We start from the raw sequence: 20,191 nt of genomic DNA, 5'->3' as shown, positions 1-20,191 counted from the left end.
ATTTCCTATGAATATTGAACAGCAACGCTGTTTAACAGTTCTAAATGTTCAAAGCGATTAACCAGCGCCTGAAGCTCATGTTGCAAAGGACGATCTTCCTCTACATAGGTGAAACTCTGAAGCACCCAATGTTGAAATGCTGTTAAAACAGGGCTGAGTTCTGTATCTACATCTTTGAGTTTAACCGCCTGAACCGCTGCACAACTGAGTGCTGCAATCACTTGCTCGGTTAAGGTAATGATACGGCTAGCATCACGCGCGGCAATAGTGCCCATACTGACTTTGTCTTGATTATGACATTCGGTTGAGCGTGAGAAAATCGATGCAGCAAGTGTCTGTTTTAAGGCTTCTGCCGTCCACGCTGAAACCGCGATTTGCACCGCTTTAAAACCATGATTCAACGGCAAGCGCTCAGGACTAGAACCCGTTAAATTGCGTGGCAAACCATTGTTCATTTTATAGTCCACCAACTGTGCCAACTGACGATCCATCAGGTCAGCAATATTGGCAATCATAATTTTCAGGCTGTCCATGGCTTGGGCAATATGTCCACCATAGAAATGTCCACCATGCAGTACACGCAGGTTCACAGGATCAATCAATGGATTATCATTGCTTGAGTTCAGCTCATTTTCAATAAACTGACGCAGCCACAGTTTAGAGTCTTCAAACACCCCAATCACATGCGGTGCACAGCGCAATGAATAACGGTCTTGCAAGCGTGAACTTTGGTGTTCAGTTTGTACTTCACTGTTTAACCAGTCACGTAACTGAGCTGCAATATGTTGCTGTCCCGGATGTGGTTTTTGTGCAAACAGCACTTCATCAAAATGGCTTGGATTCCCTTCTAAAGCCAAAACATTCAGTGCGGTAATCAAAGTACTGGCAAAAGAAATCTGTTCGGCTTTTTTATAGTTCAGGCAAGCGATGGCCGTCATGACCGCTGTACCATTCATCAGGGCCAAACCTTCTTTAGGACGCATCACCAAAGGCTGTAAGCCTTTCTCGGCATACACTTGTGCAATCGGTACGATCTGGCCTTGATAGTACACATCACGCTCACCAACCAATGCCCCAGCAATATAAGACAAAGGCGTCAGATCCCCACTGGCACCCACCGAACCTTCCGAGGGAATCACAGGAATCACATCTTCATTCAGCATCCAGACCAAACGCTGCAACAAGGCATGGGAGACACCCGAATAACCGCGTGCCAAAGAACATAAACGCACCACCACGACAGCACGTGCGGTAATTAAGTCTAAGTTTTGCCCCATGCCACAGCCATGAAAACGCGACAAATGCAGCGGTAGTTCATGCACTTGGTGGGCTGGAATTTCAACTAAGCACGAGTCGCCATAACCCGTGGTCACGCCATAAATCACGCCTTCGTCTTGCAACAGCTGATCAAGGAAATCTGCGCCGCGTTGAATCAATGCTGTCCATTCAGCAGAGGTAGGCAATGCCACCTGTTTTTCTTTACGCGCTACAGCCACAACATCTTCAATACTGAGCGGAGTTTCCCCAACAATTAACACAAGACTTATCCTTTATTCCAAAAATTATAAAAATTAAACCATTGATAGGGTGCGCGTATGCAATGCTGTTCCAACAGTTCCACATACTGCCGTGTGGTCTGTTGCATGGCCTGTAAACGCTCTTTACGTGGCCAATTTAACTGCTCCGCCACTGGGTGAATATGCACTTCAAAATGTGTATCAACTCGATAGCAAAACACTGCCAATACAGGAGCTTTCAACAAACTGGCCAAAATCCATGCACCCTGCGGCCACAGCGCTTGCTCGCCTAAAAAAGCAACTGATTGTACCCGATCTGACTGCACGGGTACGCGGTCTGCTGCCACAATCACCCATTCACCCTGATCGAGTTTATCCTGCAAAATCAGTGCTGTTTCGATTCCTAGCTCATCCACCGAAACCAAATTAACATCGGCATGTTCATTCAGTTTTTTTAAAAATTCATTGAATTTGGTGGCATGTTTTTGATAGACCAACACATTAATTTTCTGCGGATGCTCTGCTTTGATGGCGCGAAGCAATTCAATATTGCCAAAATGCGACACCACAATTACCGCACCTTTTTGATAGTGCGAACGAAAGTGCGCATGACCATGCAGCTTTAAGTTTTGCTCAGGAATATGCCCGAGCCAACCTTCAATTTTATCTAAAATACATTCGCCAAATTGCATCAAATGCGTATAGCTATGCCACAGCTGTGGCTCAGCCTGAAACGGCGACTGTGAACCTGCAAAATGATGCAGTTTTTTTAAGTACAACAGTGACGCCTGACGCGCGGTATTGGAAAAGAGCCAATACCATAAAATCACAAAGTATAAGATGACTCGGCACAGCCAGCGCCCACCCAAACGGTAGAAACCCAGCATCAGCATCAGCGGTAACATCCCGCCCCGCTCTTTCACGGCGCTCCATTTCTGCATATGCTTCTCTGACCGCCTTAGCCTTTGACTTTCTGAAAAATCAATTTGGGGAAGCGCAGCAGCATGCCACCCAATAAGCGACTATGCGCGCGTGCCATGCCCAGATTGTCCCGCCAAACATCGAAATGTGAAATGCCACCTTCAGGATAAATCACATGCGTGGGCAGATTGATAAACGGCACATAGTCCCATTTCAAACGCACCAAAATTTCCGAGTCAAAGCCCATCCGCGGTTGAAACTTGGCTGTATTTAAAATGTTTACCGTCTGCGCCAAAGGATAAACGCGAAAGCCACACATGCTGTCTTTAATGTCAAAAGACAGGCTGTTAATCCACACCCAAATATGCGTTGCATAACGGCCATAGAGACGTTTTTTCGGAACAGTCGCATCAAAGATCGGCTGACCAATAATCATGGCTTCGGGATGCTGGATGGAGGTGTCTAAAAAGCGTTGCACATCCTGCCAGTCATGTTGTCCATCGGCATCTAATTGCAAGGCATGACTATAACCACATTGAAAGGCATGCTTGAGACCCGTGATCACCGCCTGCCCCTTACCTTGATTGTGTGTATGTTCAACCAAATCGACCCTTGAGTAGTCATGCGCGAGCTGATGTAACACTGCCGTACAAGCAGCATCACTGCCATCGTTCACCATAATGATAGGTAACTCAAAAGAGGCTAAATGTGACAATAACGCAGACAAATAATGCGGATGGTTATACACAGGAATCACAAAGCAGTGTTTCATTTTTGTCTCTCGGCTTAAACGTCTGAAGGGACAGCAAACAGCAAACGTCCTGATGCCAATATTTTGTCATGATTTTTCAGCTCAAAACTGACCTTATGCGCTTTACGGCTGAGCACCAGTTCCACCGTTTGATAGGGTTGGATCAGTCCTTGAAATTTTAACTGTTCAAAACCATTGCACCACAGTAAATCCGCCCAGTTTTGTTTGGCAAAATGCTGGATAAAACCAATTTGCCCTACGCCCGGATAAATCGGGAAGTTCGGGAAATGTCCTTTAAAGCACTCCAGCTCAGGAATAAATTCCAAAGCATAATTGATCTGCGTATCCTGAGATTGCTGCGTCAATACCACAGGCAAGATCATCGGTTGAAAGAGTGATTTTAAATACTGTTTATTCAGCTTCGATTGTGCATTTTGTGGCATTTGCGTTAAGAACCGCCACTGCCGCGGAATCGCGATACTTTCCAGCTTCTGTTGTAATTGTTTTTTCAATTGTGCGGTAAATGCAGCTTTGCCCTTTTCGATGAGAACCGCCCGAGCATCCTCGGTCAGCACCGCTACCACCGCCAAAATCTGACGCTGTTCTTTTTCATGAATTAAAACATGGCACTGCTGTATTTCGACCAACTCAGCGATTTTCGCTTCTATTGCATCGAGACTTAAACGCTTTTCTTCGAGTTTGACAATGCGATCCAAACGCCCCAATAACTGAAATGGACTTTTGGGATTCTGTACATCTGCAACCTGCACTTTATCCCCAGTTAAAATCCAATCCGCGCTAAAAGCATGATTAGTTTTAACGGCTAATTCTTGCTGTTCGGCGCAGTTAATTTCGACATTGGCAAAGGGGGTCCATAGCGCATCATCTGCCTGACGGTGAGCGATCCCGCCTGTTTCAGAACTACCAAACACTTCCGTAATCGGACGGTTCAGCAAAGGACGCACACCCGCATCCAACTTTCCACCAGAGGAATAGACCATCTGACAGTCTTGCAATACCACATCTGTGGTCCAGCGCTTCAACAAAGCGGGGCTGGAAATTACATAATTGGGCAACTGCACATGGGCAATTTTCTTTTGAAGATCGACCACATCCTCAGGAAAAGCCAGTTGTTTTTGATAGAAACTGCGCCCACTGGCTAAGGGCCACAACAGCTTAAACAACAAACCATAAATATGTTGATGGCTCACCGTGGCAATGGCTACCGCCTGCTCAGGTAAATCAAAACTGGCTTCCAAACCACAGACTTCATTGAACAACTGTTGCAAGCTGCGCGGAATTTTTTTCGGCTGCCCAGTTGAGCCCGAAGTGTAAAAATACAGCTGGGCCTGATTGAAAAAGGCAGCATCAAATTGAAGCTCGAAGGTTGACGCTACTGTCGACGGCAAACGTTTTAAAAAATAAATCTGCTGTTCAGCCAGTTCTTTTTCTAAGTCGCTGACCCGATGCGGCGGCAACAGCACTTGCTTACCTGCTTGCAAGGCCGCAAACAACAACACTAAAAACTCGTAACTGTCTTCTTGCCAAAGTGCCCATACAGGCTGTTCCAACAGCTGAATTTGCGCAGCCTGTTCAGCCACATCCAGCCAAAAAATGTGAAAGGACACAAAACTAGAGTCCGCCTGAATACACAAGGGACGCGATGAATTCAGATGGTGTTGAAAATGACAAGACATATAATTTGTTTTTAAAACCGTATTTCTAATCGCTATAGTTCGAGGCACCGTTTAAGTTGCCCTGATGGAAATGCTGTTATTTCTGTGCCTGATGCAGCCGCTGTTGACGTTTACGTAAGATAAACTCACCCAGTAACAATCCACCCATCAAGACATAAGAGATCAAGCCGTTATACAGCACCCAAATCTTCATTGGTGCGAAAAAAACAGTGATCAAGGCAATGACCGCATTGATGCAGAAAAATCCACACCAAACTTTGGTCACTTGACGGGTCCATTCTACCCCTTCTTCGGGCAAATTAGGCTCTGCCAAACGTGCAAAACGTTCAATCATCGAAGGCGGTCGAATCAAGGTGCTGGCAAATATAAACAACGCCCCGAGACTCATAAAGACAGGATAGAGTTTAAGCCACGCATGATCTTTTAAAATCAAACTCAGCCCGCCACATAAAATGGCAAAACCTGTCAATGGCCACAGCAGGGCATTGCCCCTACTGAATAGACGCAAGACGCCCAGTGCAATCAATACCGCACTGACCCAGACATACTGTCCATGCGCTAAAGCATAAGCCACAAAAAAAGGATAGAGGATCAATCCGACCCCTGCTATCCCTTTTAAAATGTTGTTCATGCAGCCGACATATTCTGAATCACGAGCACCACATCTTGAACGGTACGCACGTTTTTAAAGTCTTCAGGATTAACTTGTTTACCTGTCAGCTCTTTAATTTTTACGACCAAATCAATGGCATCAATACTGTCGACATCGAGGTCTGAAGCTAAGTTTGATTCTAACTGCACATCTTCAGGCGCAATTTCAAACAGCTCTTCCATCCACTCACGTAATTTTTCTAACACGGTTTCTTGTGCAAGCATAGCAACCTCTTATGCTGTTTTCTGTGCTTCAACCAAAGCCACTAAGCTTTGAATTGATTTAAAATGTTCTTTGGTTTCTGCAGACTCTGCATTTAGATGAATGCCATAGCGCTTTTTCAATGCCAAACCCAGTTCTAAAGCATCAATCGAGTCCAAACCCAGACCATCACCAAACAAAGGCGCGTCTGTATCAATATCTTCAATACGGATGTCTTCAAGGGCGAGGACATCAATAATCATTTGCTTTAATTCATCAGCAAGATTGCTCATTTACGGATAACTCTTGGTTAAAAACCACTGTAATTGTTGATTTAATTGACGCACATTTTTGGGATTGACCGTTACATCATCCAATACGTCTTCCACTCGGATCGCATCCAACACTTTCACATGGATATGAAAAGGCTGTTCTGGAATGTGATACCACTTTTCATTTTTAGTCAAGGTCGATGGCGTGCAGCTAATTAGCACGGGGCGAATCGGCACACCAGCACGCAGGGCAATATTGGCCGCACCACGCTGAAAATCATTCAGTTGCTCACCTTTTGCTGTCCGCGTCCCTTCAGGAAAGATCAACAAGGACGCCGCATGATCCTGCTGTAATTTGTGTACACAGTCCTGAATAAATTGTTCAGAACCTGCATTTAAAATATAACCTGCGCTTTGCACAGGGCCTTTGGTAAATGGATTCGACCACAGCGCCTGCTTGACCACGCAGTTTGCTTGTTCCATTAAACCAATTAAAACCACCACGTCAATCAGTGTCGGATGATTGGCAATCACCAACTCTTGTTGACTGTGCTGTAGTTTGTCTAAACCTTCAACCGTATAGGTCATAATGCCCAGTTTCACCATCATTTCGGTGAAACCTTTAAAACTGTGTTTAATCACCTTTTGAGTACGCTGCTTTCGCAGCTCAGGGTCTGCTGAACTCAGCTTGACCAGAGGTGCAATCAAACCACCAATCGCCACACCGCCCAAGCCAAAACTGGCAAAACTAAACCCTGTCGCGCCTACGCGCCAGACATAATTGGCTTTTTGCTTAATTCGATTTAAGTTCAGCATTTCGTCCACGCTTCAGATTCAGTTTGCTCAGGATTAGCCCAAAATGCGTTAAATGCCAAAGCCTGCTGATAGGCTGGCGTTGCATCCGTATGCTTTGGCGTCAACATCAAATTGGCAGGCGCTAATGAAATCATCGCTGCCATCGCAAAAGCAGCAAATGGTTGATGCTCGATATAAATGTCTGGCAAGGCTTCATCATAATACACCAGCAAAACCTGACGAGCTTCAGGCATTGTTTTTAGCCACGCATAGGCTTCAATCAACCCGTCATTCCACGAACCCGCCAAACTGGTCGCAGGGGTCGCATCCTGACATAAAATGGAATAAAGTCCGGAAATTGCATTATGCACCGAGGTTGAAAACTGCGTCGGTGAAGGCGTTTGCTCGCTTAATACATCTTCTAAAATATTTAGTGTTTTTGCTTCATCGCCATATTGCGACACCCACACAATATAATCGACTTTGTGGGTATTTAAAGTCTGCATTACGCTATTCAAAGCCAGCTTTGCAAGACGCGATAAGCGTCGGCGTTGCATCGCAGGAATGTGTTCTATAGCTGATAATTCTTGATCAACCAAGCTCATATTCAAGCGGGATACGTGGAGTTGCATCATCATGATCAGTGTTTAAAAGTTGATAAATTATCAGGCGCGCAATTATAGCACTGAGCCACATTTTTCACAAAAAATAACAAGCGCTGATAGGTTCAAAAAAGGAGGATGCAGCAACACTGATCCTCCTCCTTAAAACAAGAGCAACTAGATATAATATTGCGTTCTTTTCTTGGCAAATTTATCCAGTTGTTTTAAAAAGCCTTCGAAATAATCCTTCTCTTTTTCCTCAGTACGATAGCCTGCATAAAGAGTACGACGCAAACCTTCAGGTGCTACGCAGTCCAAACGCCGCGAAGTCACCCAACCCTTCTGTTCATATTCGTTCACCACCCAATCGGGTAATGCCCCAATACCACGCCCACTTGCCACCAGTTGAATCAGCATTTGAGTGAGGTCGGTGGTACGGATCTGTTTCGGCAGAATATTGGCTGGAATAAACAGACGCGACATAATGTCTAAACGGTGCTTATCCACTGGATAGGTCACCAAGGTTTCTTCTGCAAGTTCTTGCACGGTAATGTCTTTGGCACGAACCAAAGGGTGGGTATTGGATAGAACCAAACGCGATTCATACTCAAAAATCGGGAAATACTCCACCCCTTTTAACGCAATCGGGTCGGCCGTAATCAATAAATCAAATTCACCCGTCTGCAATAACTCATGCGGATTGGCCTCAAAACCTGAAGCGAAGTCCAGATCAACATCGGGATACTGTTGGCGATATTGATTTAACAACGGCATTAACCAATCGAAACAGCTATGACACTCTGAGGAAAAAGTAATACGTCCAGTTTGACCATGCACAATACGGGTGATGTCGCTTTGTGCAATTTGTACCTGCGGCAATACTTCATCAGCCAGTTTTAACAAACGCTGTCCCACATTAGAAAAGCTAACGGGACGGCTACGACGGTTCACCACCTCCACCCCAAACCACTGGTCTAACTCACGCAACTGGTGCGACAAAGCTGAAGGCGTTAAGCATAGGTCTCCCGCAGCAGCCACCAATGAGCCATGCTCTCTTAAAGCGGTTAAGGTTTTTAAATGGCGGAGTTCTAACATCTGGCACGGCCCAATTTTTTAATCTTGATGAATACGGTATAGCTTAACCTATAAAAGTGACATTTGATTATTTTTTCTCACCTTATTTTATACTTAATTAGTTTATTTCACTTTAATATTTATGATCTACAACGAAAATATTCGCCCCATTTACAGAGAATGAAAAAATTTAAGCATTCAAATTCATAATCTTCATGATCCATGCATGAACGCTAATCGAAGTAAGGCTTTGTTTTATAACTATAGGTGCCTTCAAAGCTATCTCTTGGTCATGCGTAGATTGAAGCATAATTCCTTCAGTTTTTGAGAGGTACAACGACCGAATCCAGCCCACCAACCGTACTACTTAATCGTGACCATGCATTGAACTCTTGTGATATATCTACGTTGATATAGCAAAATCATGTGACAGCAAGCAGTATGCTCTTGTACCTGAGTTAAATTCAGTTCAAATATTGAGAACTGATGATTCTGATCTTCTATTCAAATTGAGCTGGCTAAAGCGCTGAAAAAACATAAAGCTCTGGCGAGTAAAACTTCGTATAGCCCTAGCCTCCAGGCTTTTTTATGTTCCACGTGAAGCATTATGTAAGCATCGAATAAAAGTCGCTTGTCTCTCAAACTGGTGCGATGCCAAACAGAACATGTAAAAAACAAAAAAGCTTCCAAAATAGGAAGCTTTTTTAAATCTTATAGGACTTACGCGCTGTTATTTATAGACTCTCTGTGGTAGCAGATGATTTTTATCGAGAATAAAGTCATCAATGAAGTTTTTGATCATTGGTCTAAATAACTTCTTCTGCCAACGATATACATTTTCAAAGATCCGCTCAAACTGGTTCTTTTGTATCTCAACATAGGCCATCAAGGCTGAAAAAATATGATTCGAAATCAGTTTAGATCGTCTTACTTGAAACTTTTCAATATGACAAACCTGTTTAATCACTCGGTGATATTGTTCTATTTTCCAATGACTTGAATGTAATTCATGAAAACCCTCAAAGGACAATAAATCATCTTCATCTTGATGCACAATATAAAACCTCTGCTGTTCTTTTAACTGAGTCTTAAATAATTGTACAAAGCCAAAATCTTTGAGCCAGACCACTTGACCCTGATGGAAATTTGGCAATAAACGCAGTTGAAACCATTGTCCTTTTTCTGGGGAAACCTTACGGTTACAGTCGATACCAAACATAAATCGAATACCATATTTTCTTATGGTTTTTAGATTTCCAGTCGATGAATACCAACTATCACCTGTAATAAATTGAATCTTTGCACCCCAACTGAGTACTTCACTTAACATATCCATAAAGTAATCATTCTTGGTTTTACTTTCAGATTTGTCATAAATTCGGAAATTAATTGGAATATTTTGACCATTCTGATCTGTCGCATACAAGGTAATGAGATTAATACCCTTGACGGATCGGTGGTGTTTGCCTGACCAAAAATAGCTAACCAAGTCCATATGTTGACTATAGGGTTTATCTAAAACAGTATCATCAATACTGACTATAAGTTTATTATTATCAATATGTTGAATTGCTTCTTGATATAGGTCGTGAGGTGTGTAGTCTTCACGTTCTAGAAAGCGATTTACACTATCATGCGAGATGTTATAAGTCTCGGCAAGTTGTGTGCAGCTAATAGAGTTCGGTTCTGTCATGAGAAAGCCCATATAAATGGGTAGAGTACAAGTTGCTGTAGAAGCATTTTTAATTCGTCTGATCACAGATACTTTATAAAGTATTTTAATACTTTTTTGAATCCGTCAATGCGTAAGTCCTATCTTAGATTTAACCATCAATAGTGAGCTTTAAAATCTCAGCTTTGGTATAACCCCGTTCTTTTAAAAGATGTTGAATGGCTTTTTTCTCATCTTGATCTTCAAGGAATTTACAGCGTTGGATCAAACGCATATCGGTCTCATACTGAAAGTTATGACGACACTCCAATTCCTTATTAGAAGGCGTAGTAAAAAAATGAAGCACAGCTAGATACTCTCTTTCTTGCTGTTGAAGTGGCCCGCCTTCAACGAATACCTATCTAACACAACTGTTAAACACCCTTTGTGTAAATGATGACGAATCTCGTTCCATTATGCAAGTTTGGGCCTCTCAAATGTTCTCTCTCTACTCATCTACAGCGCTCAAAGTAGGTCTTCATCATCTACCAAAGTCGATTTTAATCATGAAAATTCATCAGCTCATCCTGAGAATTCTTCATCCAATCGCCGTTGATCCACTCGTTAGACGTTTTAAACTGTCTGGTTTAAATAGATAAAAACCATTCAATATGTCGAAGCTCGAACGTCAGAAACTTAGCCTCCCCACAGGTCATGACAAACTGCTCTTGCATTCCTGCTGTGCACCTTGCTCAGGTGAAGTCATGGAAACCCTGATTGAATCAGGTATCAATTTCTCCATCTTTTTTTACAATCCCAACATTCACCCCGTGAAGGAATATCTAATTCGCAAAGAAGAAAATATTCGATTTGCAGAAAAACATCACATTCCTTTTATTGACTGTGATTACAACACAGACAACTGGTTTGCACGTGCCAAAGGTATGGAAAATGAGCCAGAGAAAGGGATCCGTTGCACCATGTGTTTTGATATGCGGTTTGAACGGACAGCATTATATGCGGCAGAACATGGCTTTAGCCTGATCAGCAGCTCTCTCGGTATTTCCCGTTGGAAGAATATGCAGCAGATCAATGAGTGTGGCCACCGTTCTGCTTCACATTATGCAGGCATTTACTACTGGGACTACAACTGGCGCAAACATGGCGGTGCGGTACGCATGCTGGACATCAGCAAACGTGAAGAGTTTTATCAACAAGAGTACTGCGGCTGTGTGTATTCACTGCGGGATAGCAACCGTTGGCGCATGAGCCAAGGCCGTGAACGCATCAAACTCGGACAAAAGTTCTATTCCAATGCCATGGATCAGGACAGCTGATTTCAGCTAGCAGCCTCCACATACCAATTTTTCCAAGAGCTGGTTCCACGCACCGCAATCGACACGGTCGGAATCAGTTTTTCTTTTAATATCTTTGTTTGTCCAACGGCTTTGGCTAAGCGTGCTTTGACGGAGTGAATACATTCACGGTCACCAAATTCACAGCGGTCTAAGCTTGTTCCACCACAGGGCCCATTGGCCAAGCCTTTGGGGCAAGTTTCAGGGCAAATATACAGAGTCTCACCTAAACGGCATTGACCACAACTCTCACAGCCCACCACCGCATGTTTACTCAAATGTTCTGTTTTCAGTAATGCTTGTTTGGCACGCGAGCGATCCCAAACATTGAAATTAAAAATAAACCGCCCCACCCCTTTGGCCAATTTAGATTCAAATAAAGCATCATGCATCAAATGCAGATGTTGATACTTAATAATCTGACTCGATGTCGCAGGCCGTGAATAATAAGCCAGCTTCGGATGAAACTCTGTACCGGTTTGCACCTGCCAAAGCGTATTCCAAAGTCGTTCACACTCAGCAAAACTCAAGTGCCTATATTCTTCAATATAGCTTTCCAGTAAGCTTTGTTCTTCAGGCTGATGGCAAGCTGATAAATGCACCCCCGCAAAACCCAAATGTCGACACATTAGAATCTGTAATGCGCAGCGCACATAAACGCGATCACTTAAACCCTGTTCTTTTTCCTGTTGCAACACCTGCAACATATGCGGGGTGATCACAATGCCGGCCACTTCATGTTTCAACATAAACTTGGTCCGCGCCAAGGTTAGTGGCATGACACAGGCTAAAATTTTCTGAGCATACTGATGCCGCGCTAAAAATGCATGCGCATCCTGTAAAGCAGCCATGTCATAGCCCAATTGGGTAATCACATAATCAGCCCCTGCTTTCATCTTTTTATGCAGTTTTAAATATTGCGCCTCTTTTTCCGCTTCAGCATATTTAAACGGATTAAACGCGACACCAATATGAAAACCGCCTTGGCGTTTGGCTTCCATGACAGCATTCACGGACTCTAAATAACGTGTTCGGGGTTCTAGATCATGGCTATAGTGGTGCTGTTTTAATTTATCACCCGTTAAGAGCAACAAGTTCTTTTGACCCTGTGTTTTTGCATCTTGTAAAAACTGCTCAAAGTCTTGTATATCCCGTGCCTTCCCCGAAAAGTGAATGACTTTTTCAATCTCTTGTGGATACTGTTTGGCGACTTGCAAAGGCGCTTCATCATCATCCGCATGCACCCGATCAGCCAGAGTCATAGCCGCAGGAAAACCTGCAAATTGAGCTTTCACAGGCCACTGGGCTTGGTGCGAGCTTAAGTATTCAACCAATACGCAAAATTGTTGCTGTGCAAAATATTGAGCAAGTAGGGACATCACAGAAGAAATAATCCAGAGGATTAAAAAAGAAGAATTATAGTACAAATCAAAAATAGATGACGAATCGTCTGATTATTCACTCGGCATATTCAATATTTTTTGACTCATCCTCCACCCGATGAGTGAACGCAAATATCCACCCCGGTCTGATTCATTAGTTGCAGTACCCTGCTAAAACTGAACCTGATGGTCAAATTCAAAAAAGAAGGTACTCCAACGCTCAACCACACGCCGCCCATAGCACAACATTTGTCTAGACCACCTATTCACTAAGCCGATTGATCTATTTTCGATAAGATTGTTCTTTTTTATGCTTTTCAATCGCTTAAAGACTAAGCACATTTCAGCTTTTTAAAATAAAGGCATCTTTTCAAGCTGGGGCTGACTGTGTATAACAATGGACGACTCAAGGAAATGATTCGCACATAGGCAAAAGCCTGAAAAAAGCTTAAACTATGTGCCAATGAAAACAAATGATATGTCGTCCATGGCGACAACGATGAAGGTGAAGGTTGATGCCGCTCAATACCGTTGAAGAGCTAGTTGCAGATATCCGTGCAGGTAAAATGGTCATCCTGATGGATGACGAAGATCGTGAAAATGAAGGTGATTTAGTTATCGCAGCGACCCATGTTCGCGCAGAAGACATCAACTTTATGATCACCCACGCACGTGGTTTGGTGTGCTTAACGCTCAGCCGTGATCGCTGTAAACAATTGAATCTTCCATTGATGGTCGATGCCAATGGCGCACAACATGGCACCAACTTCACGCTCTCCATTGAAGCGGCAGAAGGTATTTCTACAGGGATTTCACCTGCGGAACGTGCGCATACCATTCAAACGGCTGTAGCGGCACATGCAAAACCATCAGATATCGTTCAACCAGGACATATTTTCCCATTGATGGCGCAGCCTGGTGGCGTTCTACACCGCGCAGGTCATACCGAAGCAGGTTGTGATTTATCTCGCCTAGCGGGTCTAGAGCCTGCATCGGTCATCTGTGAAATCATCAATGAAGATGGCACGATGGCGCGCCGTGCCGATCTTGAAATTTTTGCTGAAAAGCATAGTTTAAAAATTGGCACTATCGCGGATCTGATTCACTATCGTATGACCAACGAGCAAACAGTTGAACGTATTGATCAGCAAAGCATTGATACCGAATATGGGACATTTGACTTATATCGTTACCGCGAATTAGGCAATCCAGATATTCACTTGGCCTTGGTGAAAGGTGAACCAAAAGAAGGGGTAACCACCGTTCGTGTCCATGGTTTCAACCCTGTTCGTGACCTGCTCAAGCTCAACAAAAAAGACGGTGAGCCAGCATGGAATCTCGACAAGGCCCTGCAAGAAATCGCAAGTAGCGATCGTGGTGTTTTAGTCTGGATTGGTCAGCGTCATTTACAAGACTTAGGCCCAGCCCTAGACAGCCTTACAGCACCAAAACCAACCAAATCCAATGCTGCTTTATCTCAGCAGTACCAAACAATTGGGGTGGGCGCACAAATTTTACGTGATTTAGGCGTAGAAAAGATGAAGCTTTTGAGCTCACCTTTACGCTTTAATGCACTTTCTGGGTTTAATTTAGAAGTGGTGGAATATATCACCGCACATCAAATAACTTAAAAAATCATCGAGGTTGCTATGGCAATTCGCCGTATTGAAGGTATGTTACATCTCGCTAGCGAAGGCCGTTATGCGATTTTAGTGGGTCGTTTTAATAGTTTTGTTGTCGAACATCTATTAGAAGGTGCAATTGATACATTGAAACGTCATGGTGTATCAGAGGATAATATCACTGTTGTTCATGCACCAGGCGCGTGGGAACTTCCTGTCGTGGCTAAAAAATTAGTGGCGTCTGAACGCTTCGATGCCATCATTGCACTAGGTGCTGTGATTCGTGGTAGCACACCGCACTTCGATTTTGTTGCAGGTGAATGTGCCAAAGGTTTAGGCGTGGTTGGCCTAGAATCTGGTCTTCCAGTGATTAATGGTGTATTGACTACGGACAGTATTGAACAAGCGATTGAACGCTCGGGTACAAAAGCAGGTAATAAAGGCGGCGAAGCTGCTCTTACTGCAATTGAAATGGTTAACTTGTTAAAGGCTATTTAACGCTATGTCGCAAACATTGCAAGCAACTTATGCAGCAAAACGTAAAGCACGTCGCTTTGCTGTACAAGGAATTTACGAATGGCAAATGAGCCACAATCCAGTCCATGAGATCGAAGCACGTACGCGTGTGGAAAATGCCATGCACAAAGTGGATCTGAGCTATTATCATGAATTGTTAACCCAAGTGGTTGCCAATCATGAAGCATTGGATGCGCTCTTAATTCCTGTGCTTGATCGCGAAGTTTCTGCGCTTGACGGCGTTGAACTTGCGACCCTCCGTTTAGGCGCATATGAACTCAAGGAACACCTTGAAATTCCATATCGCGTGGTTTTAGACGAAGCGATCGAGCTTGCTAAACATTTTGGCGGTGCAGACAGCCATAAATACATCAATGGTGTATTAGATCGTTTAGCAACAACTTTACGTGCAGCAGAAAAGCAACAAGCGAACTCACAGTAGTAGATTTGTTGTATGGCTGAGTTTTCGATCATTGATACCTATTTTAATCGTAAGAGTCCTCATTCTGTCGATTTAGGCGTCGGTGACGACTCAGCCTTGCTCACCCCGCCACCGCAGCAACAATTGGTCATTTGTGCCGATACCTTGGTTGCTGGACGTCACTTCCCGCTTGATACCAGCCCCCATGCGATTGGCTGGAAATCTGTCGCGGTCAATTTATCTGATATCGCCGCAATGGGTGCGAAACCTCAGAGTATTTTATTGGCCTTGAGCTTACCCCAAATTGATCATGACTGGCTCAAAGGTTTTAGTCAGGGTTTATATGATTGCTGTGATCAATTTGGCGTGAGTTTAATTGGTGGAGACACCACCCAAAGCCCACATCTCACCATTTCCGTGACTGCACTGGGCTGGGTCGATATCGGTCAAGCCGTTACTCGCTCTGCCGCTCAAGTGGGTGATTTGATTTGTGTCAGTGGCACTGTCGGCGATGCTGCTTTTGCCTTGCAACACTTGGGGCACCCTCTCCAACGACGTTTAGACTACCCCACCCCACGCTGTGAACTGGGTCAAGCACTCAAAGGTTTGGCGCATAGTATGATTGATGTGTCAGATGGCTTAGCACAAGATCTCGGTCATATCTTAAAAGCATCCCATGTGGGCGCGACCCTACAACTTGATCAATTGCCAATCAATACTGCTCTACAAGATGTAACACGAGAACAACAATGGCAATATGCTTTGGCGGGTGGCGATGACTATGAGTTATGCTTTACAATAAGCCCGCAGAATTATGAAAAACTTTTGCAACAACAAAACCATAGCAGCATCAGTGTGATTGGAAAAATTGATGCCGAAAGTGGTCTGCGTTTTCAACAAAATGGCTTAGACCATTCCTTGCAATTTAATGGATATCAACACTTTGCATAAGCCCCCTATCCTCTTTCGTCAGATGTCTTGGTATGACCGTTTCATCGTGTTTTGCGGTGTAGGGTTTGGCTCAGGGTTAGCACCCAAAGCACCGGGTACCTTTGGTTCTGCCTTCGCGCTGCTGTTCGTCCCGATTTGGCTTGCAATTGGCTTATCGAACACCATTATTGCCATCATCCTCATGTCTCTGATTGGCATTTATATCTGTGGGCATACTGCCAAAGTGATGGGCGTACATGATGATGGGCGTATTGTCTGGGATGAGTTTGCTGGCCAGTCCATCACCTTTTTGCCTGTCCTGTATTTAGGGCAAATGAATTGGCTCTGGCTGCTGCTGGGTTTTATTTTATTTCGTATTTTTGATGTGTGGAAACCGTGGCCGATTCGTGTCATTGACCAAAAAGTCGAAGGTGGTTTTGGCATTATGCTCGACGACCTGATTGCAGGACTATGGGCTGCACTTTGTATTTGGATTTATTTTTATTTCACTGTGGCTTAGGCCATTTTTAGGATTACAACATGTCAACGACTGTTATTATTCTTGCTGCAGGTAAAGGAACACGTATGCGTTCTTCTTTACCCAAAGTACTACAACCACTTGCAGGACGTCCTTTACTTGGTCATGTCATCGACACTGCAAAAAAATTAAATGCAGCCAATATTATTACAATTTATGGCCACGGCGGTGCACGAGTTCAAGAAACGTTTACTCATGAAAAGATTGAATGGGTGGAACAAGCTGAGCAACTCGGAACAGGTCATGCAGTGCAAATGACACTCCCAGTCCTTCCGCAGGAAGGCAGCTCACTGATTTTATCAGGCGATGTACCTTGCATCTCTCAAAACACACTACAAAAATTACTCAATGCAACTGCCGAGACAGGCATTGGTCTAGTGACTTTAACTTTAGCCGATGCAACAGGTTATGGGCGTATAGTTCGTGAGAATGGTCAGATTCAGGCGATTGTTGAACATAAGGATGCGACCACAGAGCAGCATCAGATTAAAGAAATTAATACAGGTATTTACTGTGTTAGCAATGCCAAATTGCACGAATGGTTACCTAAACTCAGCAATAACAATGCGCAAGGTGAATATTACCTGACTGATATTGTAGCAATGGCCTTAGCTGATGGGATGCAAGTCGCATCGGTGGAGCCTGAACAAGCCTTCGAAGTTGAAGGAGTGAATGATCGTATTCAGCTCGCCGCATTAGAACGCCAATTCCAAACCGATCAAGCCAAAAAGCTCATGCAGCAAGGTGTGCATTTAATTGATCCTAGTCGCTTTGACCTTCGTGGAAATTTAACCGTTGGGCAAGACGTACGCATCGACATCAATGTGATTATTGAAGGCGAATGTGAATTCGGCGACCATGTAGAAATTGGTGCAGGTTGTATCATCAAAAACACCAAGATCGCAGCAGGTACAAAAGTTCAGCCGTATAGCATCTTTGATAATGCTATGGTTGGTGAAGATGCGCAGATTGGTCCTTTTGCTCGTTTACGCCCAGGTGCAAAACTGGCGGCTGAAGTGCATATTGGTAACTTCGTTGAAGTCAAAAACACCAGCATTGGCTTCGGTTCAAAAGCCAACCACTTTACCTATTTAGGTGATGCTGAAATTGGTGCAGGCTCGAACATTGGTGCTGGGACCATTACCTGTAATTATGATGGTGCAAATAAATTTAAAACTATCATTGGTGATGCTGCATTTATTGGTTCCAACAGCTCATTGGTTGCACCTGTCACGATTGGCAATGGGGCAACCGTCGGCGCAGGTTCAACCATTACCCGTGATGTTGCAGAGAATAGTTTAGCGGTAGAACGCTCTAAGCAAGTTGAAAAAGAAAACTATCAACGTCCACAAAAGATGAAGAAATAAGAGGATTAAATTATGTGCGGTATTGTCGGTGGCGTTGCAGAACGTAGTATTACCAATATTTTAATTGAAGGTTTAAAGCGCCTTGAATATCGCGGCTATGACTCTGCGGGTTTAGCGCTGGTCAATCAAGGTCAAGTTTTACGCGAAAGACGTGTCGGTAAAGTTTCAAATTTAGAAGAAGCCGTTAATCAATCCAATATTATCGGTTCTCTGGGTATTGCGCATACCCGCTGGGCAACCCATGGTAAACCCACTGAAGATAATGCACATCCGCACATTTCAGGCGATGTTGCTGTAGTCCATAATGGCATTATTGAAAACTATCAAGAACTTAAAGATGATCTTGAAGCTTTAGGCTATGTATTTACCTCACAGACCGATACTGAAGTGGTCGCTCACTTGGTGAAGGATGCTTTAAAGTCAACTCCAAGCTTGCTGGAAGCTGTGCAACAAGTCGTGCCTCAGCTTAAAGGGGCTTATGCACTAGGTATTGTACATACTGACCATCCCGATGAACTGATTACCGTGCGTGAAGGTTCACCTTTGGTCATTGGCGTCGGTATTGGCGAAAACTTTATCAGTTCAGATCAATTGGCTTTACTACCTATTACCAATCGTTTTATTTACCTTGAAGAAGGTGATATTGCTCGTTTAACCCGCAATAGCATTGAAGTTTTTGTCGCTGGTCAACGGGTCGAGCGCCCAATCAAAGAATTAGATGCTGCCGTCAGCAATGCATCTAAAGGTGAATATAAGCATTACATGCTCAAAGAAATTTATGAGCAACCCGAAGCGATTCAACAAACCATTTCTCAAGCTCTAGATGGCAATGCACTGCGTGAAGATTTTCTTGCCAATGCAGTCGCTGATTTCCAAAAAATTCAGCAAATCCAAATCATTGCCTGTGGGACCAGCTACCATGCAGGGATGATTGCCAAATATTGGTTTGAACAACTGATTGATTTACCGTGCCAAGTAGAAATTGCGAGCGAATTCCGCTATCGCAGCCCTGTCATTGTCAATCACACGCTTTATGTCTGCATTTCACAGTCTGGTGAAACCGCTGATACTTTAGCCGCACTGCGTGATACCCAAAAGCGTGCTGCAGCAAAAGGTGCTGACATCACCACCATGACTATTTGTAATGTCGCAACATCATCTATGGTACGTGAGACCAATCATAGCTTGCTTACACTGGCGGGTCCTGAGATTGGTGTAGCATCGACCAAGGCGTTTACCACGCAGCTTGCAGCACTGATGTTATTGGTCCTAAAAATCGGTACAGTCAAGAAGAGCATTTCTGTACAGCATGTGGCTGATATTACGGCTGAACTTTGGCATACCCCTAAAGTAATTTTAGATACCTTACGTAATGACCCTGAAATTTTACGTTTATCTGAACTCTTCGTAGAGAAGCAGCACTGCTTATTCTTAGGTCGTGGCACGAATTTCCCGATCGCACTTGAAGGGGCGTTAAAACTCAAAGAGATTTCATATATCCATGCTGAAGGCTATGCCGCAGGTGAACTTAAACATGGTCCGCTCGCTTTAGTCGACAATGACATGCCTGTGGTCATTCTCGCACCGAAAGATGACATGCTCGATAAACTCAAATCCAATATGGAAGAGGTTCAAGCCCGTGGTGGTGAACTCTTTGTCTTTGCCGATGAAAATAGTGGCATTAAAGCCAAAGACCGTCAGCATGTGGTTTATGTACCAAGCATCAGTCCAATACTAGCTCCAATTGTTTATAGCGTGCCTGTACAATTGCTGTCTTATCATGTTGCGGTTCTTCGTGGTACGGATGTCGACCAACCTCGAAACCTCGCTAAATCGGTCACTGTAGAATAATTATTTAAATAAAGGCTGGTGTTGTTGTTTTTGAGTAATAAAGTTAAATACTAGGTAATAAATAATCATACTTAGT

General features: G+C 43.8%; 20 protein-coding genes and 1 pseudogene. 8 read left to right on the top strand and 13 right to left on the bottom strand.

All coding sequences use genetic code 11. The annotated features are described in order from the left end of the window. Positions 1–5: 5 nt before the first annotated feature. From AC4CVD_RS00105 to AC4CVD_RS00050, 12 genes and pseudogenes are all read right to left on the bottom strand, one after another. Positions 6–1,538 (bottom strand): HAL/PAL/TAL family ammonia-lyase, encoded by a 1,533-nt coding sequence (locus tag AC4CVD_RS00105; protein WP_114836465.1) that lies wholly within the window; start codon positions 1,536–1,538, stop codon positions 6–8. A 5-nt stretch (positions 1,539–1,543) separates the two neighbouring features. Continuing rightward, positions 1,544–2,458, bottom strand: coding sequence for a lysophospholipid acyltransferase family protein (locus AC4CVD_RS00100; protein ID WP_114836464.1), 915 nt, complete (start codon positions 2,456–2,458; stop codon positions 1,544–1,546). A 17-nt stretch (positions 2,459–2,475) separates the two neighbouring features. Further along, positions 2,476–3,210 (bottom strand): glycosyltransferase family 2 protein, encoded by a 735-nt coding sequence (locus tag AC4CVD_RS00095; RefSeq protein WP_114836463.1) that lies wholly within the window; start codon positions 3,208–3,210, stop codon positions 2,476–2,478. Between the two features lie 14 nt (positions 3,211–3,224). Next, positions 3,225–4,886 carry an ApeI family dehydratase gene (locus AC4CVD_RS00090; RefSeq protein WP_114836462.1) on the bottom strand — a complete coding sequence of 554 codons (1,662 nt, stop codon included), beginning with the start codon at positions 4,884–4,886 and terminating at the stop codon, positions 3,225–3,227. Positions 4,887–4,962: 76 nt separating this feature from the next. Further along, on the bottom strand, positions 4,963–5,517 hold the full coding sequence (locus AC4CVD_RS00085) for a COG4648 family protein (RefSeq protein WP_114836461.1): 555 nt from the start codon (positions 5,515–5,517) through the stop codon (positions 4,963–4,965). Then, on the bottom strand, positions 5,514–5,762 hold the full coding sequence (locus tag AC4CVD_RS00080; RefSeq protein WP_004684310.1) for an acyl carrier protein: 249 nt from the start codon (positions 5,760–5,762) through the stop codon (positions 5,514–5,516). Before AC4CVD_RS00080 ends, AC4CVD_RS00085 begins: the two co-directional genes overlap by 4 nt. A gap of 9 nt (positions 5,763–5,771) precedes the next feature. Continuing rightward, positions 5,772–6,032: a phosphopantetheine-binding protein gene (locus AC4CVD_RS00075; RefSeq protein ID WP_005012584.1), complete on the bottom strand. Its 261-nt coding sequence runs from the start codon at positions 6,030–6,032 to the stop codon at positions 5,772–5,774. Continuing rightward, positions 6,016–6,827: pseudogene (locus AC4CVD_RS00070) on the bottom strand (lysophospholipid acyltransferase family protein). Before AC4CVD_RS00070 ends, AC4CVD_RS00075 begins: the two are co-directional and overlap by 17 nt. After that, entirely contained in the window at positions 6,821–7,441 is a 621-nt protein-coding gene (locus tag AC4CVD_RS00065) for a beta-ketoacyl synthase chain length factor (protein WP_279043620.1), read from the bottom strand. Before AC4CVD_RS00065 ends, AC4CVD_RS00070 begins: the two are co-directional and overlap by 7 nt. Before the next feature lie 144 nt (positions 7,442–7,585). Further along, positions 7,586–8,503 (bottom strand): LysR family transcriptional regulator, encoded by a 918-nt coding sequence (locus tag AC4CVD_RS00060; protein WP_004684302.1) that lies wholly within the window; start codon positions 8,501–8,503, stop codon positions 7,586–7,588. A gap of 709 nt (positions 8,504–9,212) precedes the next feature. Next, positions 9,213–10,241, bottom strand: a complete 1,029-nt coding sequence (locus AC4CVD_RS00055; protein WP_490751649.1) for an IS701 family transposase — start codon at positions 10,239–10,241, stop codon at positions 9,213–9,215. A 64-nt stretch (positions 10,242–10,305) separates the two neighbouring features. Next, the gene (locus AC4CVD_RS00050) at positions 10,306–10,428 is read right to left on the bottom strand and encodes a hypothetical protein (protein ID WP_004684300.1); all 123 of its coding nucleotides are present in this window, start codon (positions 10,426–10,428) and stop codon (positions 10,306–10,308) included. Between the two features lie 376 nt (positions 10,429–10,804). Between AC4CVD_RS00050 and AC4CVD_RS00045 the strand changes: the two genes are divergently transcribed. Beyond that, positions 10,805–11,470: an epoxyqueuosine reductase QueH gene (locus AC4CVD_RS00045; protein WP_279045233.1), complete on the top strand. Its 666-nt coding sequence runs from the start codon at positions 10,805–10,807 to the stop codon at positions 11,468–11,470. A gap of 2 nt (positions 11,471–11,472) precedes the next feature. Here AC4CVD_RS00045 and AC4CVD_RS00040 read toward each other — a convergent pair whose 3' ends face one another. Beyond that, positions 11,473–12,867 carry a methylenetetrahydrofolate reductase C-terminal domain-containing protein gene (locus AC4CVD_RS00040; protein WP_279045234.1) on the bottom strand — a complete coding sequence of 465 codons (1,395 nt, stop codon included), beginning with the start codon at positions 12,865–12,867 and terminating at the stop codon, positions 11,473–11,475. A gap of 518 nt (positions 12,868–13,385) precedes the next feature. Here AC4CVD_RS00040 and ribBA point away from each other — a divergent pair. From ribBA to glmS, 7 genes are read left to right on the top strand one after another with little or no spacing between them, the layout of a single operon-like run. Continuing rightward, complete coding sequence (ribBA, locus tag AC4CVD_RS00035) at positions 13,386–14,501, top strand: bifunctional 3,4-dihydroxy-2-butanone-4-phosphate synthase/GTP cyclohydrolase II (protein ID WP_490751646.1); 1,116 nt, start codon at positions 13,386–13,388, stop codon at positions 14,499–14,501. 18 nt (positions 14,502–14,519) lie between these two features. Beyond that, positions 14,520–14,990, top strand: coding sequence for a 6,7-dimethyl-8-ribityllumazine synthase (ribH, locus tag AC4CVD_RS00030; protein WP_004684294.1), 471 nt, complete (start codon positions 14,520–14,522; stop codon positions 14,988–14,990). Between the two features lie 4 nt (positions 14,991–14,994). Next, positions 14,995–15,450 (top strand): transcription antitermination factor NusB, encoded by a 456-nt coding sequence (gene nusB, locus AC4CVD_RS00025; protein ID WP_004983920.1) that lies wholly within the window; start codon positions 14,995–14,997, stop codon positions 15,448–15,450. A gap of 12 nt (positions 15,451–15,462) precedes the next feature. Then, positions 15,463–16,380, top strand: coding sequence for a thiamine-phosphate kinase (thiL, locus tag AC4CVD_RS00020; protein ID WP_078389412.1), 918 nt, complete (start codon positions 15,463–15,465; stop codon positions 16,378–16,380). Further along, positions 16,358–16,879, top strand: coding sequence for a phosphatidylglycerophosphatase A family protein (locus AC4CVD_RS00015; RefSeq protein ID WP_004983912.1), 522 nt, complete (start codon positions 16,358–16,360; stop codon positions 16,877–16,879). The genes thiL and AC4CVD_RS00015 overlap by 23 nt, the downstream gene beginning before the upstream one ends. A gap of 20 nt (positions 16,880–16,899) precedes the next feature. Continuing rightward, complete coding sequence (gene glmU / locus AC4CVD_RS00010) at positions 16,900–18,264, top strand: bifunctional UDP-N-acetylglucosamine diphosphorylase/glucosamine-1-phosphate N-acetyltransferase GlmU (RefSeq protein ID WP_490751644.1); 1,365 nt, start codon at positions 16,900–16,902, stop codon at positions 18,262–18,264. A gap of 12 nt (positions 18,265–18,276) precedes the next feature. After that, a complete protein-coding gene (gene glmS / locus AC4CVD_RS00005; RefSeq protein ID WP_490751643.1) occupies positions 18,277–20,115 on the top strand; it encodes a glutamine--fructose-6-phosphate transaminase (isomerizing) in 1,839 nt (612 codons plus the stop codon). Positions 20,116–20,191: the final 76 nt, after the last annotated feature.

Source organism: Acinetobacter sp. LipI_23 (assembly GCF_058243045.1).
The sequence above is the reverse complement of the archived record's forward strand: the minus strand, read 5'-3'. Positions and strand labels throughout refer to the sequence as shown.

Coding starts and splice junctions, on each gene's coding strand:
- AC4CVD_RS00040 (WP_279045234.1), bottom strand. CDS start 12,867: ATGTCCCTACTTGCTCAATATTTTGCACAGCAACAATTTTGCGTATTG.
- AC4CVD_RS00080 (WP_004684310.1), bottom strand. CDS start 5,762: ATGCTTGCACAAGAAACCGTGTTAGAAAAATTACGTGAGTGGATGGAA.
- ribH (WP_004684294.1), top strand. CDS start 14,520: ATGGCAATTCGCCGTATTGAAGGTATGTTACATCTCGCTAGCGAAGGC.
- AC4CVD_RS00045 (WP_279045233.1), top strand. CDS start 10,805: ATGTCGAAGCTCGAACGTCAGAAACTTAGCCTCCCCACAGGTCATGAC.
- AC4CVD_RS00060 (WP_004684302.1), bottom strand. CDS start 8,503: ATGTTAGAACTCCGCCATTTAAAAACCTTAACCGCTTTAAGAGAGCAT.
- AC4CVD_RS00065 (WP_279043620.1), bottom strand. CDS start 7,441: ATGATGCAACTCCACGTATCCCGCTTGAATATGAGCTTGGTTGATCAA.
- nusB (WP_004983920.1), top strand. CDS start 14,995: ATGTCGCAAACATTGCAAGCAACTTATGCAGCAAAACGTAAAGCACGT.
- glmU (WP_490751644.1), top strand. CDS start 16,900: ATGTCAACGACTGTTATTATTCTTGCTGCAGGTAAAGGAACACGTATG.
- AC4CVD_RS00075 (WP_005012584.1), bottom strand. CDS start 6,032: ATGAGCAATCTTGCTGATGAATTAAAGCAAATGATTATTGATGTCCTC.
- AC4CVD_RS00015 (WP_004983912.1), top strand. CDS start 16,358: ATGGATATCAACACTTTGCATAAGCCCCCTATCCTCTTTCGTCAGATG.
- ribBA (WP_490751646.1), top strand. CDS start 13,386: ATGCCGCTCAATACCGTTGAAGAGCTAGTTGCAGATATCCGTGCAGGT.
- thiL (WP_078389412.1), top strand. CDS start 15,463: ATGGCTGAGTTTTCGATCATTGATACCTATTTTAATCGTAAGAGTCCT.
- AC4CVD_RS00100 (WP_114836464.1), bottom strand. CDS start 2,458: ATGCAGAAATGGAGCGCCGTGAAAGAGCGGGGCGGGATGTTACCGCTG.
- AC4CVD_RS00085 (WP_114836461.1), bottom strand. CDS start 5,517: ATGAACAACATTTTAAAAGGGATAGCAGGGGTCGGATTGATCCTCTAT.
- glmS (WP_490751643.1), top strand. CDS start 18,277: ATGTGCGGTATTGTCGGTGGCGTTGCAGAACGTAGTATTACCAATATT.
- AC4CVD_RS00090 (WP_114836462.1), bottom strand. CDS start 4,886: ATGTCTTGTCATTTTCAACACCATCTGAATTCATCGCGTCCCTTGTGT.
- AC4CVD_RS00095 (WP_114836463.1), bottom strand. CDS start 3,210: ATGAAACACTGCTTTGTGATTCCTGTGTATAACCATCCGCATTATTTG.
- AC4CVD_RS00050 (WP_004684300.1), bottom strand. CDS start 10,428: ATGCGTTTGATCCAACGCTGTAAATTCCTTGAAGATCAAGATGAGAAA.